Source organism: Thioalkalivibrio sp. ALE9 (assembly GCF_000377445.1).
Taxonomy (GTDB): Bacteria; Pseudomonadota; Gammaproteobacteria; order Ectothiorhodospirales; family Ectothiorhodospiraceae; genus Thioalkalivibrio.
This window is the reverse complement of record NZ_KB898128.1, coordinates 110,001-124,384: the sequence shown is the minus strand read 5'-3', so window position 1 is coordinate 124,384 and position 14,384 is coordinate 110,001. Positions and strand designations below refer to the sequence as shown.

Sequence of the window (14,384 nt, the reverse complement as noted above, 5' to 3'; positions counted from 1 at the left end):
GGCAAGACCGTCGGGATGGCCGGTGTCTTGACCTTGACCCCCCGTTGTCGTCGCGCCGAGTGGAGAGGGTTTTCGCGGGAGAAAAGGCGCTGGATGTCTGAGCGGAGCCGAAGGCGTAGCGAGTTCAGCGCCGCCCGCGAAAAGCCTCGGAGCGAGGGAAACCCCGGCCCGCACAGCGGGCCGGGGTCGCGGCAGTCGGGCGTGTTTCTTGGTTACTTCTTTGCACGAGCAAAGAAGTCACTCGGGGCGCGCTGGCGAGTCAGCGCCGGGCAGTATGTGGACCGGAGCCACCGGAAACGCCTGATGCTAAACCAGGGCCAGCCACCATCAGGCAGGCGGTGGACCGAAGGCGCCGTAAACACCGAATGGCGAAACAGTCGCTGCCACCGCCATGGCGCAACCGCCCGTTCACGCACAGGGGAGCGCTGACCCGTGGGGGCTAGCGCAGGAGCATCAGGATGCCGGCGAGGATCAGCACGCCGGCGAAGCCGCGGCGGAGGATGGCGACGGGCAGGTGATGCGTGAGCCAGACACCTGCACGTACGCTGATGGCTGTGCCGATCACCACGCCGAGGATGGCCGGCAGATAGAGATAGCCCAGCGCCCACTCCGGCGCCTGGTAGGTTGGATCGGTCCACTGCGGCAGGGCGAACACCAGGCTCGCGCCGATGGAGATCGGCACGCCGAGGGCCGCGGCGGAGCCGATCGCCCGGCGCAGTTCCAGCCCCTGGCTGACCAGGAACGGGGTGGTCAGCGTGCCGCCGCCGATGCCGATCAGCGCGGAGACGGCCCCGATTACGGTGCCGCCGCCCAGCCAGACGCTGCGCCTCGGCACGGGCGCTTTCGGCGGCTGAACGTTGAGCAGCATCCAGATTCCGATCGCGACCTCGAAGGCGCCGAAGATGCGCCCCAGGTGGTCGGAGTCGATGCGCGTGGCCAGCCAGGCCCCGAGCAGGGCCCCGACGATGATCCCCGGCAGCAGGCGCCGCACGGCCGTGCCGTCTACTCCGCCGCGGCGGTGGTGGGCGCGGGCGGAGAGGATCGCGGTGGGGATGATCGCGCCCAGCGAGGAGCCGACCGCGAGCTGCACCAGGTTGGCCGAGTCGAAGGCCAACAGGCTGAAGATGGCGACAAATACCGGCACCAGGATCAGCCCGCCGCCGATGCCGAACATCCCGGCCGGGATACCGGCGACCAGCCCCAGGGCCACGAACAGCAGGCCCAGACCAAGCGGCGACTGGGTCAGGGTCTCGAGCATGAGAGGGTGGATGCGTCAGGCAGCGATCGGGCCGGCGGGCATGGAGCCGGCCGGCCCGGCGAGACGGGGCAGGCGCTCAGAGCGCCTTGAAGCACTTGCGGGCGGCCTCGATGGTGGCATCGAGGTCCGCGTCCGAGTGGGCGTTGGACATGAAGCCGGCCTCGAAGGCACTGGGGGCCAGGTAGATGCCCTCGCCCAGCATTGCGTGGAAGAAGCGGCCGAAGGCGGCGGTGTCGCAGGCGGTGGCGCCGGCGAAGTCGGTGACCTTCTGGTCTGAGAAGAACAGGCCGAACATACCTGGCACCTGGTTGGTGGTCACGGAGACCCCGGCCTCGCGCGCGGCGTCCTCGAAGCCCGAGACGACCTTCTTGGTGCGCTGCTCCAGCTCGTCGTGGAAGCCCGGACGCGACAGGATCTCCAGGGTCTTGAGGCCGGCGGTCATCGCGATCGGGTTTCCGGACAGGGTGCCGGCCTGGTAGACCGGGCCCAGCGGCGAGAGGTGTTCCATGATCGCGCGCTTGCCGCCGAAGGCCCCCACCGGCATGCCGCCGCCGATGATCTTGCCCAGCGTGGTCAGGTCCGGGGTGACGCCGAGATAGCCCTGGGCGCAGTGCTTCGAGACGCGGAAGCCGGTCATCACCTCGTCGAAGATCAGTACCGCGCCGTGCTGGTCACAGACCTCGCGCAGGGTCTCCAGGAAGCCCGGTTCCGGCGGGATGCAGTTCATGTTGCCGGCAATCGGCTCGACGATGATGCAGGCGACCTCGTCGCCCTTCTCGGCAAAGAAGGCGCGCACGCCGTCCGGGTCGTTGTAGGTCAGGGTGCTGGTCAGGGCGGCCAGCTCCTTCGGCACGCCGGGGGAACTCGGCTGGCCCAGGGTCAGGGCGCCGGAGCCGGCCTTCACCAGCAGCGAGTCGCCATGGCCGTGGTAGTTGCCCTCGAACTTCACGATGCGGTCGCGCCCGGTGTAGCCGCGCGCCAGCCGGATCGCGCTCATCGTGGCCTCGGAGCCCGAGTTGGTCATGCGTACCAGGTCCATCGACGGCACCAGTTCGCAGACCTTCGCGGCCATGTCGTTCTCCAGCCGGGTCGGGCAGCCGAAGGACAGGCCGTTGTTGCAGGCCTCGCGCACCGCCTCGATCACCTCGGGGTGGGCGTGGCCGGCGACCATCGGGCCCCAGGAGCCGATGTAGTCGATATAGCGCTGGCCATCGGCGTCCCACATGTAGGCGCCGTTGGCGCGGTCCATGAAGATCGGGGTGCCGCCCACGCCCTTGAACGCGCGGACCGGGGAGTTCACGCCCCCGGGGATGTGCTGCTTGGCGGCCTCGAACAGACGCTCGGTTTCCTGCATGACGGTGTCCTGTATTTCGTTGAGTTCGGGATTCGGTAGGCCCGGCAACCATAGCGACGGCCGCGGGCGCGTGCAAAGTGGTCAGTCGAACAGTGTGCTGATGCGCCGGGCGGCGGCCTCTGGATCGGGCGCGGCGCTGATGCCCTGGATCACGGCGACCAGGTCTGCCCCAGCCGCGACCACTTCCGCCGCGTTGTCCGGGGTGATGCCGCCGATGCCGCAGATCGGCAGGTCCAGGGCCGCGCGCGCCTGGCGGATCAGCTCCGGCCCGGCGAAGGCGGCCTCTGGCTTGGTCGGGGAGGCGAACATGGTGCCGAAGGCGACATAGCTCGCACCGGCCCGGGCGGCAGCTTCGGCGGGTGCCAGTTCGTTGTAGCAGGAGACCCCGACGACTGCGTCCGGCCCCAGGAGCGTGCGGGCCGCGCTCGGGTCCGGATCGTCGCGGCCCAGGTGCACGCCGTCGGCCTGGATGCGCGCGGCCAGCTCGGTGTCGTCGTTGATGATGCAGCGCGCACCGTGCGTGTGGGCAAGGGCGACCAGCTCGCGGGCGATCGCCTCGCGCGCTTTGCCCGCGAGCTCCTTGTCACGGAACTGGATCAGGCGCGCACCGCCGCGCAGCGCGGCCTCGGCATGGGCGAGGTGAGTGGTGCGCGGGTCCGCGCCCTCCTGCACAGCGGGGGTGATGAAATAGAGCCCGCGCAGTGTCGGCTTTGCCTCAGTCGTCATGCGGGCACAGGCGGTTGGGGATGTGCTGGCCGTGGCCGGGGGCGTAGCCGCGGGCGATGGCATCGTTCATGAAGGCCTGGGCCTCGATTACGGCTGGTTCGATGTCGCGGCCACGGGCGAGGAAGGCGGCGATCGCCGCGGCCAGGGTGCAGCCGGAGCCGTGGAAGCCGGCCGGGTGGCGTGGCAGCTCGAACGGGCGCACGTGGTCGTCCTCGCGGTAGAGGCGGTTGATGATCGGGTCCTGTTCGGTGCCCTCGTGCCCGCCGGTGACCAGCACGTTGCGCGCGCCCAGCTGGCGCAGCTGGTGGCCCCACTGCGCGGGGTCCTCGCTGCGGGCCAGGCGCGCGGCCTCCGGGCCGTTCGGGGTGATCAGCGTGGCCCGCGGCAGCAGGGCCTCGCGCGTGGCGTCGACCACCGCCTCGGTGGCCAGCGCCCCGCCACCGCCGGCGACCATCACGGGGTCCAGTACCACCGGGATGTGCGGATGAGCGCCGAGCAGCGCAGAGACGACGGTCACGTTCTCCACCGAGCCCAGCATGCCGATCTTGATCGCCGCCACCTCGAGATCGGCCAGGGTGACCTCGATCTGGGCGCGCAGCTGCTCCGGCGGCAGCACGGTGAAATCCACCACGTTGCGGGTGTCCTGCACGGTGATCGCGGTCACCGCCGTGGCCCCGTGTACGCCGAGGCGGGTGAAGGTGGTCAGGTCGGCCTGCAGACCCGCACCGCCGCCGGGGTCGGAGCCGGCAATGGTCAGCGCGATCGGGGGATGATTCATGAAGGGGGGCTCCCGTGCTAAGGTTGCGCGCGCCCCGGCACCCCCGGGGCGTTCCTGTTCCGAATCCCGGGAGTGTACGCAGCATGAGCCACGAGTTCGAAGTCGAGTCCATCCGTCCCCTGGTCGCCGCCGCCAAGGCCGGCGGTACGCTGAATGCGGAGGTCGACCAGGCCCTGGCCGCGCTGGAGCAGGAGATCAACCGGATCGCCGCCGAGCTGCAGGTGGAGCACGTGGGTCCCGGGGTGGGCATGGCGGACATGAATGCCGAGCATGTCTATCGCCTGGTGATCCGCCAGCACGAGATCGACGTGACGCGGCATGAGTGGAGCCTGTGGGTCTGCGATGCGCTCGACAACTGCGACTTCCGCGCGACCTGGCCGGTCACCGGCGCCGGGCGTCTGCGCCGCAAGCAGGTGACGGCCGTGGTGCCGGAGCTGGTGACCGGCTACCGCGATGCGGTCGTGGCCGCCGGCAAGGGTGATACCCCGGCCGGCCAGCGCCTGGCGCAGATCGCGGCGGTCTTTGAGTAACGCGGATCGCTCTACGCGCCAGGCGGCGTCAGCACTGTAAAGGTCAAGGGCGGTTGCACCACGAAGCGCACGAAGACACGAAGAAAGGGCGCAGGGCGTTTGCACCACAGAGTGCACCGAGGCCACGACGAAGATTGAGCGTTTTCGCTGGGGGCTGGCGGCTGGTGGTTTCTGGGGGTGTGTGCAGGTAACGTGGCCGAGGGCGCGGCTTGTACCCTTCGCTCGGTCCAATCAATTCGATCCGTCGAGCCTTCCTTTGATTTTCTTCGTTTCTTCGTTTCTTCGCGTGCTTCGTGGTGAAATCAGCTCACCGTGCCAAGGGCACGAAGCGTCTGGTAGCGCCTTAAGCTGCGCTGTCGGGGTCGCGCAGCGAGATGACCGGCCAGCCCTTGTTGCGGGCATGTTCCGCGAGGGTGGGGTCCGGGTCCACGGCCACCGGGCGGCCGACCTGCTCCAGCAGGGGGATGTCGTTGCGCGAGTCGCTGTAGAAGCTGGCCTGCGTGATGGTGCCCTCGGGATCCGGGTGATCGGCGAGGTGCTGGCGCAGGCGCTCGATCTTGCCCTCCTGAAAGCAGGGCACGCCGGTCAGTTCGCCGGTGAACTCCCCGTCTTCGCGTTCCTCCGCCAGGGTGGCGATCAGGTGGTCCACGCCGAGGAGGTCGGCAATCGGCTGGGTCACGAACTGGTTGGTCGCGGTGATGATGACCAGCTCGTCTCCGGCCTCGCGGTGCTTGTCCAGCAGACGCTGGGCGCCGGGGGCGATCATCGGCCGGATCAGCGTCTCGATGAACTGCTCGCGCCATTGTTCCAGCTGCGCGCGCGGGTGCTCGGCCAGCGGGCTGAACGCGAAGCGGCAGAACTCGTGGATATCGAGCACGCCCGCGACATACTCCTGGTAGAAGCGGTCATTGGTCTCGGCGTGGCAGGTCGGGTGCACGGCGCCTACCTCGGCCAGGAACTGGTTCCAGGCGTGATCGCTGTCGCCGGCAAGAAGGGTGTTGTCGAGGTCGAACAGGGCCAGGGCCATGAGGTGATTCTCGGGTTGGCATGAGTCGGGCGAAAGTGTACCGGTGGGCGTGGCAGCCTGCAGCCTCGCATCCCCTGTCGGGCCGGCACCGGAGGCCGGGTAGGGGCTTTGCCGCCAGGGCGTCGGCTGTGGAACAATGCCAGTAATAGAAAAGCGTCTGGCTGATGCAAGTGATTGATTGTGACGGGTATCGCGCAAACGTAGGCATCATCCTGTGCAACGCGGAAAGACAGCTGTTCTGGGGCAAGCGGGTCGGTCAGGAGGCCTGGCAATTCCCCCAGGGGGGCGTGCACGCGGAAGAAACGCCGGAAGAGGCGATGTACCGCGAGTTGCGCGAGGAGACCGGCCTGTTCCCCCGGCACGTCGAGGTGCTGGGCGCTACCCGCCATTGGTTGCGCTATCGCCTGCCGGAGCGCATGGTCCGGCGTCATCAGCGCCCGGTCTGTATCGGCCAGAAGCAGCGCTGGTTCCTGTTGCGCATGGTCGGAGACGAGAATGACGTGGTGCTGGATGCGATGGAAACCCCGGAATTCGATGACTGGCGCTGGATCGACTACTGGCGCCCGGCGCGCGAGGTCGTGCACTTCAAGCGCCAGGTCTACCGCCGGGCGCTGTGTGAACTGGTGCCGCTGATGTTCCCCGAGCTGGATCAGGGGCGCTCCGGTAGTCGCGGCCCGGAACCCTCGTTGAACCGCCCGTCGGTGTCGTCGCGTTGACGGTCCCGAAGCAGCCCTCGATGCTCGAGGTCCTGCGCCGCGTGGTGCAGGAGGTCAATGGTGCGGCCGATTTCTTCGAAGCACTGCACATCATCGTCACGCGGGTGAAGGCGGCGCTGGAGATCGATGTCTGCTCGATTTACCTGAAGTCGCCACAGTCCGGGCGCCTGGTGCTGATGGCCTCGGAAGGTCTGCGTTCGGAATCGGTGGGGCAGGTCGAGATGGACCCGTCGGAAGGCCTGGTCGGTCTGGTCGCCTCGCGCGCCGAGCCGGTCAACCTCGACAGCGCCCAGGATCACCCGCGCTTTCGCTACTTCCCGGAGACCGGCGAGGAGCACTTCCTCGCGTTCCTGGGCGTGCCGATCATCCATCAGCGCAGCCTGCTGGGCGTGCTGGTGGTGCAGCAGCACCAGGCGCGCAAGTTCGATGACGAACACGTCTCCTTCCTGATCACCCTGGCCGCGCAGCTGGCCGGGGCGATCGCCTACGCCGAGTTCAACGACGAGATCTCCTCCGAGACCCCGCTGATCGGTCATGTGAACGTCGAGGCCACCGGCATCGCCGGCTCGCCCGGCGTAGCCATCGGGCGCGCCGTGGTGGCCTACCGGCTGGCCGATCTCGATTCCATCCCGGATCGCGAGAGTGCCGGGGTAGACGGCGAGCTGGAGCACTTCAAGCAGGCGGTCGCGGAGACGCGCACCGAGATCGAGGACCTGAAGCAGCGTATGGGCGAGGCCCTGGGGCCGGACGAGCAGGTGCTGTTCGATGCCTACCTGATGCTGCTGGGGTCCGACTCGCTGGTGCACAAGACCGAGGCGCGCATCCGCAACGGCCAGTGGGCGCCCGCCGCGCTGCGCGACACGGTGCGCGAGAGCGTGCGGGTGTTCGAGGACATGGAGGACCCGTACCTGCGTGAGCGCGCGGCCGACGTGCGGGACCTCGGTCGGCGCGTGCTGTCGCATCTGCTGCCGGCGGATCGCAGCCAGGACGAGTTTCCCGAGGGCGGCATCCTGGTCGGGGACGACCTGACCGCGTCGCACCTGGCGGAGGTGCCGATCGAGCGGCTGGGGGCGATGGTCTCGGCCAAGGGGACCGGTTCCTCGCATATCGCGATCCTCGCGCGCGCGCTGAACATCCCGGCGGTCATGGGGGTGTCCGAGCTGCCGGTGGGACGCCTGGAGGGGCGCGAGATCCTGGTCGACGGCTATCGCGGCCGGCTGTTCGTGAACCCCAACGCCGAGTTGCGCGCGGAGTTCGAGCGTCTGGTGCGCGAGGAGCGCGAGCTGGCGGAGGACCTGCGCGCGCTGGCCAAGGACCCGGCCGAGACCCGCGACGGGGTCGCCGTACCGGTGCTGGCGAATTCTGGGCTGCTGGCGGACATCAAGCCGTCGCTGGAGTCCGGGGCCGAGGGGGTGGGGCTGTACCGCACCGAGGTCCCGTTCATGATCCGCGACCGCTTCCCCGGCGAGGAGGAGCAGGTCCAGCTGTACGAGCAGGTGCTCGCTTCCTTCGATCCCATGCCGGTGACCCTGCGGACCCTGGATATCGGCGGCGACAAGGCCCTGCCGTACTTTCCGGTCAAGGAGGACAACCCGTTCCTCGGCTGGCGCGGCATCCGCATCTCGCTGGACCACCCGGAGATCTTCCTGACCCAGCTGCGGGCGATGCTCAAGGCGAGCCGGTCGCACGACAACCTGCAGATCCTGTTCCCGATGATCTCGGCGCTGGACGAGCTGAAGGGGTCGATGAGCCTGCTCAACCGGGCGCGTGAGGAACTGCTGGACGAGGGCTTCCGCATCCCGATGCCGCGGATCGGCGTCATGGTGGAGGTGCCGGCGGCGGTCTACATGTCGGAGATGCTCGCCCGGCGGGTGGATTTTCTTTCGGTGGGCACCAATGACCTGGTCCAGTACCTGCTGGCGGTGGATCGCAACAACGCCCGCGTGGCGCACCTCTACGACACCCTGCACCCGGCCTGTATCCACGCGCTGGAGACGATCACCGAGGGCTCCCACCGGGCCGGCAAGCCGGTCAGCGTGTGCGGGGAGATGGCGGCCGACCCGGCCGCGGTGATCCTGCTGCTGGGGATGGGGATCGACAGCCTGAGCGTCAGCGTTTCCTCGATCCCGCGGGTGAAATGGGTGATCCGCAGCTTCTCCACCGACCGCGCCGAGGCGCTGCTGGCGCAATGCCGGCTGCTGGAGAACGCCGACCAGATCCGCTCGCTGCTCAATAACGCCCTGGTCCAGGCGGGGCTGGGCGGCCTGGTGCGCGCCGGCAAGACCTGACGCCGGGAGTCCGTGTTCCGGCGCCCGCGGTTGTCCGGGGGACCCGCTATCCGTTGCGGCTGGTCCGCCACAGCGCGATCAGCGCGCTCAGCAGGAAGATCCCGAGCACCACCCCGATGGCGATCAGGGCGTCGGGGATCGAGCGGTTGATCACCAACACCACCGCGCCCACCAGGATAGGGACCGGCACCTCGTTGAACCAGCGATACCAGGTGTGATCGCGACGGTTCAGGTCGTCGCGGAAGTCGCGCACGATCTTGCCGCACCAGACGTGATAGGCGACCAGGATCGCGATCAGGGTCAGCTTGAAGTGCATCCACGGCTCGGTCAGGTAGAACGAGCGATCCACCAGCATGGCCACGCCGAAGGCAATGGTGATCAGGGCGCCGGGGGTCATGATCCCGTAGAACAGCTTGCGCTCCATGATCTTGAAGCGCTCGTGGCCCAGGGCGTCCTCGGTCATCGCGTGATAGACGAACAGGCGGGGCAGATAGAACAGCCCGGCGAACCAGGTGACCATGAAGATCACGTGCAGGCTGAGGAACCAGTTGTACGCTTGCATGGAGGTCCTTCTCGTCGGGCGGTGCCGGGCTTACGAGAGCCAGCGTTCCAGGTGGCGTTCGATCTGTTCGAAGTCCGGGTCGCCCAGCTTCTGATAGACGATGCGGCCATTCGGCGAGATCAGGAAGGTGGTCGGCGTAAGGCGTACGCCGCCGTAGGCCTGGGAAAAGGCATCGTCGCTGTCATGGATGACCTTGTAGGGCATCCCGCGATCCTCGCGCATGGCCTCCACGCGGTTGATCGGGTCGTAGGACAGCGCGACCGCCAGCAGCTCGAATCCCTTGTCCGCGTAGGTCTCGTGCAGGTGGATCAGTTCCGGGATCTCGCGAATGCAGGAGGGACAGTTGGTGGCCCAGAACGAGATCATCACCGGCCGTCCCTCGTAGTCCTCCAGCGACACCTGTTCGCCATCCAGTGTGGTGGCGGCGAAGGCGGGCGCCGGGCGCATGCCGTCGTCGGTCAGCCAGATGGTCGCGGCAATGGCGACCAGCGCGATGATGAAGATGCCTCCGAAGATGGCCTTGCGGTCGATCCTGACTTTGCTCATGAGGTGTGATCCGTTGATCGAATAGCCTGCAAATGTGGACTGGCAGGGCGGGCGTGCGTTCCGTGGCCCCGGCCAAGGCGGTATCATGCCGCAGCATGACGAATGCAACCAACAGCAAACCCATCCGCATCGGGGTTGTCGGTGCCACCGGCTATACCGGTGTGGAATTGCTGCGCCTGCTGGCGCGGCACCGGGCGGCCGATCTGCAGGTGGTGACCTCGCGGGGCGAGGCGGGCACGCCCGTGGCCGAACTGTTCCCGAGCCTGCGTGGCGCGGTCGACGCGGTGTTTCAGGCGCCGGATGAGGCTACCCTGGGCGAGTGCGACGTGGTCTTTTTCGCGACCCCGCACGGGGTGGCCCACGCGCTGGCCGCGCCCCTGCTGGAGCGGGGCACGCGCATCATCGATCTGTCGGCGGATTTCCGCATCCGCGATCCCGATCTGTGGGCGCAGTGGTACGGGCAGGCCCATGGCGCGCCCGAGTATCTGGGCGAGGCCGTGTACGGCCTGCCCGAGCTGAACCGGACGCTCATCCGCGATGCCCGCCTGATCGCGGTGCCGGGCTGTTATCCGACGGCCGTGACGCTTGCGGTTCTGCCCCTGCTGGAGGCCGGCCTGATCGATCCGGCGGACGTGATCGCGGATGCCAAGAGCGGTGTCAGCGGGGCTGGGCGCAAGGCGCAGATCGGCGGGCTGTTCGCCGAGGTGCAGGAGGACTTTCGTGCCTACGCCAGCGGCGGGCACCGGCACTGGCCGGAGATCCATCAGACGCTGAGCGGGGTGGCCGGGCAGTCCGTGGGGCTGATCTTCCAGCCGCATCTGGTGCCCATGACGCGCGGGATTCACGCGACCCTCTATCTGCGCCCGCTGGCGGCGGACGCGGACTGGCAGGCCTGTTTCGAGCAGCGCTACCGCGACGAGCCGTTTGTCGACGTGCTGTCGCCCGGGGCCCATCCGCAGACCTCCAGTGTGCGCGGCACCAATGTCTGTCGGGTGGCGCTGGCGCAGCCGCCGCATTCCGGTCGACTGATGGTGCTTTCGGTGATCGACAACCTGGTGAAGGGCGCGGCCGGGCAGGCCGTGCAGAACATGAACCTGATGTTTGGCCAGCCGGAAACCGCAGGCCTGGACGCGCTGCCGGTCTTCCCCTGATGCCGGGTCTGGCCGCATGAGTATTCCGGTGCCGCGTCTGCCCCGGCGGCCGCGGATCCCGGCTCGGCGGCGGCCGTCCCGACGGCGCCGCGGAACGTGGTGGGCCGGCCTGCTGGCAATCGCGCTGGTCCTGGCTGCGGTCGCCGGGGGACTGGGCTGGCTGGCCAGCGAGCGACACGACGGGACGGCGTGTGTGGAACCGCAGGCAGGGATCGAAGCCCTGCGGGCGGACCTGGAGCGGGAGGTCGCCGCGCGCCAGACCGCCGAGGAGGCGCTGCGCCGCGCCGAGCAGCACCTGGCAATCAAGGAGGCCGAGCTGGCGGCCTATGCCGGTGACATCGAGCGCCAGGAGAAAGAACTGCAGACGTTGCGCGACGAACTGGCGTTTTATCAGCGTCTCGCGGAAGGCTCGGGCGAGGACGGTCTGGGCATCCGGGCCCTCCGGTTGCAGCCGACCGGGCAGTCCGGTGTGTTCGATGTCAGCTTTCAGCTTTACCGTCCGGGGCTGGGCCGCTCGGTGGATCTGCGCTGGTCGCTGGAGGTGGACGGCCTCGCGGCGGACGCGGAAGAGCCGAGCACCCTGGATGCCGAGGCGCTGGGGCTGGATTCCGGGCGTACGCTGGAAGAGCTGCGGTTGCTGCGGCATCAGCGCGTCCGGATCCGGCTGCCGGAGGGCTTCGAGCCGCAGCACCTGACGTTGCGCGCGAGCGCCGAAGATGACGAGGAACTGGATCCGGTTTCCGAACGGGCCGACTGGGATCGCCTGCTGGAGGGCATGCAATGATGGGACGCAAGAAGGGCCGCCGGGCGGGCAAGGTGGACACGCTGGTTGGGCGCAATACGGTGATCCATGGCGATGTCGAGTTCGGGGGCGGGTTGCACATCGAGGGTCGCGTGATCGGCGATATCCGGGCCACCACCGATCCGGCCGCCGTTCTGGTGGTGGCGGACGGGGGCGTGGTCGAGGGCCATATCGCGGTCCCGCACCTGCTGATGAACGGAGAGGTGCAGGGCGATGTCCATGTAGGCGAGCATGTGGAACTCGGCGAGACGGCCCGTCTGGTGGGCAATCTCTACTACACCATGCTGCAGATGGCGGAAGGCGCGCAGATCGACGGCCTGCTCAAGCGGGTGGATCACCCGCTCCAGGGTGAACTGGAGGGGCCTGGCGAGACCCAGGCCCTGACCAATCCCACGGAAGGTGGGCATTCTTGACTCTGGGGCTCAGTCTTCCGTAGCGTGAATGAAAATGATTATTACAGGAGGCCCCGAATGTCCGAGCCCATGACGTCCGAAGCGGAGATGGACATCGAAATCCCCAGCCCGCTGATCTTTACCGATGCCGCGGCCACCAAGGTGAAGGGGCTGATCGAGGAAGAGAACAACGACAACCTGAAGCTGCGCGTATTCGTCAGCGGCGGCGGTTGCTCCGGCTTCCAGTACGGCTTCACCTTTGACGAAACCGTGGGTGATGGCGACACCGTGGTCGAGAATGGCGGGGTGACCCTGCTGATCGATCCGATGAGCTTCCAGTATCTGGCCGGCGCCGAGATCGACTACACCGAGGGCCTGGAGGGCGCGCAGTTCGTCATCCGCAACCCGAACGCCACCACGACCTGCGGCTGCGGCTCCAGCTTCTCGGTCTGAAGCCGACCGCAAGCGAGTCAGGCGAAGGCCCGATCCGGTGGATCGGGCCTTTTTTGTTACCGGCCCTGGTCCGCGGGGTCGGTGGGGCGGGCGTGGCCGGGGATGATGCAGCCGAGTACCCGCGGCCCACGCGCACCGGTTACCTCGGGAAGATTGCCGGGCTCCCCCGCAAGGGTGCGGGCCGCCAGCCACGCAAATGCGGCGCCTTCCACCTGTTGCGGAGGGATGCCATGGCGTTCGGTGGACTCCACGCGGGTCTCGGGCAGAGCCTGCGCCAGGCGCTGCATCAGGTAGCGGTTGTGCGCGCCGCCGCCACACACCAGCAGGCGGGCGGGCGGCTGCGGATCCAGATGCGTCAGGGCGCGGCGTACGCCTTCCACCGTCAGTTCGGCCAGGGTGGCCTGGAGGTCCTCGGGCCGGAGCTGGTCGAGGCGGTCACCCGCGACATGGCGCAGCCACGCGGGGGAGAAATACTCGGGTCCCGTGCTCTTGGGCGGGGGGCGCCGGAAGAACGGGTCCTCCAGCAGTCGGGCCAGTAGCTCGGGGTCGGGTGTTCCGCTGCGTGCCCAGTCACCATCCCGGTCGAACGGGGTCGAGTGGTGGCGCCGGTTCCAGTCGTCCATCAGGGTATTGGCGGGTCCGCAGTCGAAGCCGATCACGGGTGCCCCGGGTGGCAGCCAGGTGACGTTGGCGATGCCTCCGAGGTTCAGCACCGCGCGCGTCTCGTCCGGTGCGCCGAACTGCATCGCATGAAAGCCGCAGGCCAGCGGGGCACCCTCGCCCCCGGCGGCGATGTCGCGCGGGCGAAACTGGGCCACGGTGTCGATCCCTGTGGCCTCCGCAATACGGAACGGATCTCCGATCTGCCAGGTGAAGGGCGGTTCGGCGTCCGGGGCGTGGTGAACGGTCTGTCCGTGACTGCCGATCGCGCGAATCGCGCCGGGTGCCAGGCCGGTCTGGTCGAGCAGGGTCTGGACCGCGCGGGCGAACAGCATCCCCAGACGTGCGTCCAGCATCCCGAGGTGCCGGTATTGCAGGGCCTCGCTGGTGGCGGCGGTCGCCAGTTCCAGGGCCAGGTCGTCGGGGTAGTCCAGCTGGCAGTGATCCACGACGGTGACGGCCCCGTCCTCGCGGATCTCGGTGAGGACGGCGTCCACGCCGTCCCGGCTGGTGCCGGACATCAATCCGATAAAGCGTTGTGTCATGCGCGTGTTCCTCAGGCCGTGTTGGACCCATTCTGGACCACGGCCGTGTTTCGCGTCTGTCCGGGCCTCGCGGTATCCTTGCGCGCGTCCGGCCCGCCCGGCCGGTTCTCCGATCTCGAACAAGGGGCGACATGGAACTCGAAGACCAGCTGGCCGTGATTCGTCGCGGCGCCGATGAAATCCTGCTCGAGGACGATCTCGTCGAGCGTCTCAAGACGGGCCGCCCCTTGCGGATCAAGGCGGGATTCGACCCCACCGCCCCGGACCTGCACCTGGGCCATACGGTGCTGATCAACAAGCTGCGCCAGCTGCAGGATCTGGGGCACCATATCCTGTTCCTGATCGGCGATTTCACCGGCCGCATTGGCGATCCCTCGGGCAAGAACGCCACTCGCCCGCCGCTGTCCAGCGAGGATATCGAGCGCAATGCCGCGACCTATCGCGAGCAGGTGTTCCGCATCCTCGATCCCGAGCGTACGGAGGTCGTCTTCAATTCCACCTGGATGGAACCGCTGGGCGCCGCAGGCATGGTCCAGCTTGCCTCGCGCCAGACCGTGGCGCGCATGCTCGAGCGCGACGACTTCCACAAGCGCTAC

At 68.2% G+C, this 14,384-nt stretch carries 16 protein-coding genes (1 of these 16 only partly in view); 8 read left to right on the top strand and 8 right to left on the bottom strand.

Features of this window, described 5'->3' with window-relative positions; translation table 11 throughout:
* Window positions 1-439 precede the first annotated feature (439 nt).
* From D106_RS0110280 to thiD, 4 genes are all read right to left on the bottom strand, one after another.
* Window positions 440-1,258, bottom strand: a complete 819-nt coding sequence (locus tag D106_RS0110280; protein ID WP_018879974.1) for a sulfite exporter TauE/SafE family protein — start codon at window positions 1,256-1,258, stop codon at window positions 440-442.
* A gap of 76 nt (window positions 1,259-1,334) precedes the next feature.
* A complete protein-coding gene (hemL, locus tag D106_RS0110275; protein WP_018879973.1) occupies window positions 1,335-2,612 on the bottom strand; it encodes a glutamate-1-semialdehyde 2,1-aminomutase in 1,278 nt (425 codons plus the stop codon).
* 81 nt (window positions 2,613-2,693) lie between these two features.
* Window positions 2,694-3,338, bottom strand: coding sequence for a thiamine phosphate synthase (thiE, locus tag D106_RS0110270; protein WP_018879972.1), 645 nt, complete (start codon window positions 3,336-3,338; stop codon window positions 2,694-2,696).
* Window positions 3,328-4,116 (bottom strand): bifunctional hydroxymethylpyrimidine kinase/phosphomethylpyrimidine kinase, encoded by a 789-nt coding sequence (thiD, locus tag D106_RS0110265; protein ID WP_018879971.1) that lies wholly within the window; start codon window positions 4,114-4,116, stop codon window positions 3,328-3,330. The genes thiE and thiD overlap by 11 nt, the downstream gene beginning before the upstream one ends.
* Before the next feature lie 83 nt (window positions 4,117-4,199).
* Between thiD and D106_RS0110260 the strand changes: the two genes are divergently transcribed.
* Window positions 4,200-4,646: a hypothetical protein gene (locus D106_RS0110260; protein ID WP_018877292.1), complete on the top strand. Its 447-nt coding sequence runs from the start codon at window positions 4,200-4,202 to the stop codon at window positions 4,644-4,646.
* A 343-nt stretch (window positions 4,647-4,989) separates the two neighbouring features.
* Here D106_RS0110260 and D106_RS0110255 read toward each other — a convergent pair whose 3' ends face one another.
* On the bottom strand, window positions 4,990-5,673 hold the full coding sequence (locus D106_RS0110255) for an HAD family phosphatase (RefSeq protein ID WP_018877293.1): 684 nt from the start codon (window positions 5,671-5,673) through the stop codon (window positions 4,990-4,992).
* A gap of 164 nt (window positions 5,674-5,837) precedes the next feature.
* Between D106_RS0110255 and D106_RS0110250 the strand changes: the two genes are divergently transcribed.
* Entirely contained in the window at window positions 5,838-6,389 is a 552-nt protein-coding gene (locus D106_RS0110250; protein WP_018879970.1) for an RNA pyrophosphohydrolase, read from the top strand.
* 20 nt (window positions 6,390-6,409) lie between these two features.
* Complete coding sequence (ptsP, locus tag D106_RS0110245) at window positions 6,410-8,677, top strand: phosphoenolpyruvate--protein phosphotransferase (protein WP_018879969.1); 2,268 nt, start codon at window positions 6,410-6,412, stop codon at window positions 8,675-8,677.
* Window positions 8,678-8,723: 46 nt separating this feature from the next.
* On the opposite strand, the gene D106_RS0110240 is transcribed toward ptsP, so the two are convergent.
* Window positions 8,724-9,239, bottom strand: coding sequence for a CopD family protein (locus tag D106_RS0110240; RefSeq protein WP_018879968.1), 516 nt, complete (start codon window positions 9,237-9,239; stop codon window positions 8,724-8,726).
* 30 nt (window positions 9,240-9,269) lie between these two features.
* Window positions 9,270-9,785 (bottom strand): peroxiredoxin, encoded by a 516-nt coding sequence (locus D106_RS0110235; RefSeq protein ID WP_018865819.1) that lies wholly within the window; start codon window positions 9,783-9,785, stop codon window positions 9,270-9,272.
* A 95-nt stretch (window positions 9,786-9,880) separates the two neighbouring features.
* Between D106_RS0110235 and argC the strand changes: the two genes are divergently transcribed.
* Genes argC through erpA form a run of 4 tightly spaced genes read left to right on the top strand, consistent with a single transcriptional unit; the run spans window position 9,881 to window position 12,583 of the window.
* Window positions 9,881-10,936, top strand: coding sequence for an N-acetyl-gamma-glutamyl-phosphate reductase (gene argC, locus D106_RS0110230; RefSeq protein WP_018879967.1), 1,056 nt, complete (start codon window positions 9,881-9,883; stop codon window positions 10,934-10,936).
* A gap of 28 nt (window positions 10,937-10,964) precedes the next feature.
* Entirely contained in the window at window positions 10,965-11,720 is a 756-nt protein-coding gene (locus D106_RS0110225; RefSeq protein WP_018879966.1) for a DUF6776 family protein, read from the top strand.
* Window positions 11,717-12,151 carry a polymer-forming cytoskeletal protein gene (locus tag D106_RS0110220; RefSeq protein ID WP_018879965.1) on the top strand — a complete coding sequence of 145 codons (435 nt, stop codon included), beginning with the start codon at window positions 11,717-11,719 and terminating at the stop codon, window positions 12,149-12,151. The genes D106_RS0110225 and D106_RS0110220 overlap by 4 nt, the downstream gene beginning before the upstream one ends.
* A 57-nt stretch (window positions 12,152-12,208) precedes the next feature.
* Window positions 12,209-12,583 carry an iron-sulfur cluster insertion protein ErpA gene (gene erpA, locus D106_RS0110215; protein WP_018865815.1) on the top strand — a complete coding sequence of 125 codons (375 nt, stop codon included), beginning with the start codon at window positions 12,209-12,211 and terminating at the stop codon, window positions 12,581-12,583.
* Between the two features lie 56 nt (window positions 12,584-12,639).
* On the opposite strand, the gene D106_RS0110210 is transcribed toward erpA, so the two are convergent.
* Window positions 12,640-13,788, bottom strand: coding sequence for an anhydro-N-acetylmuramic acid kinase (locus D106_RS0110210; protein WP_018879964.1), 1,149 nt, complete (start codon window positions 13,786-13,788; stop codon window positions 12,640-12,642).
* A gap of 131 nt (window positions 13,789-13,919) precedes the next feature.
* Here D106_RS0110210 and tyrS point away from each other — a divergent pair, with 131 nt between their 5' ends.
* Window positions 13,920-14,384 carry the 5' portion of a tyrosine--tRNA ligase gene (tyrS, locus tag D106_RS0110205; protein WP_018865813.1) on the top strand. The gene runs 750 nt beyond the window's last position, so 465 of the gene's 1,215 nt are visible here — the first part of the coding sequence; the start codon lies at window positions 13,920-13,922; its stop codon lies off the right edge, out of view.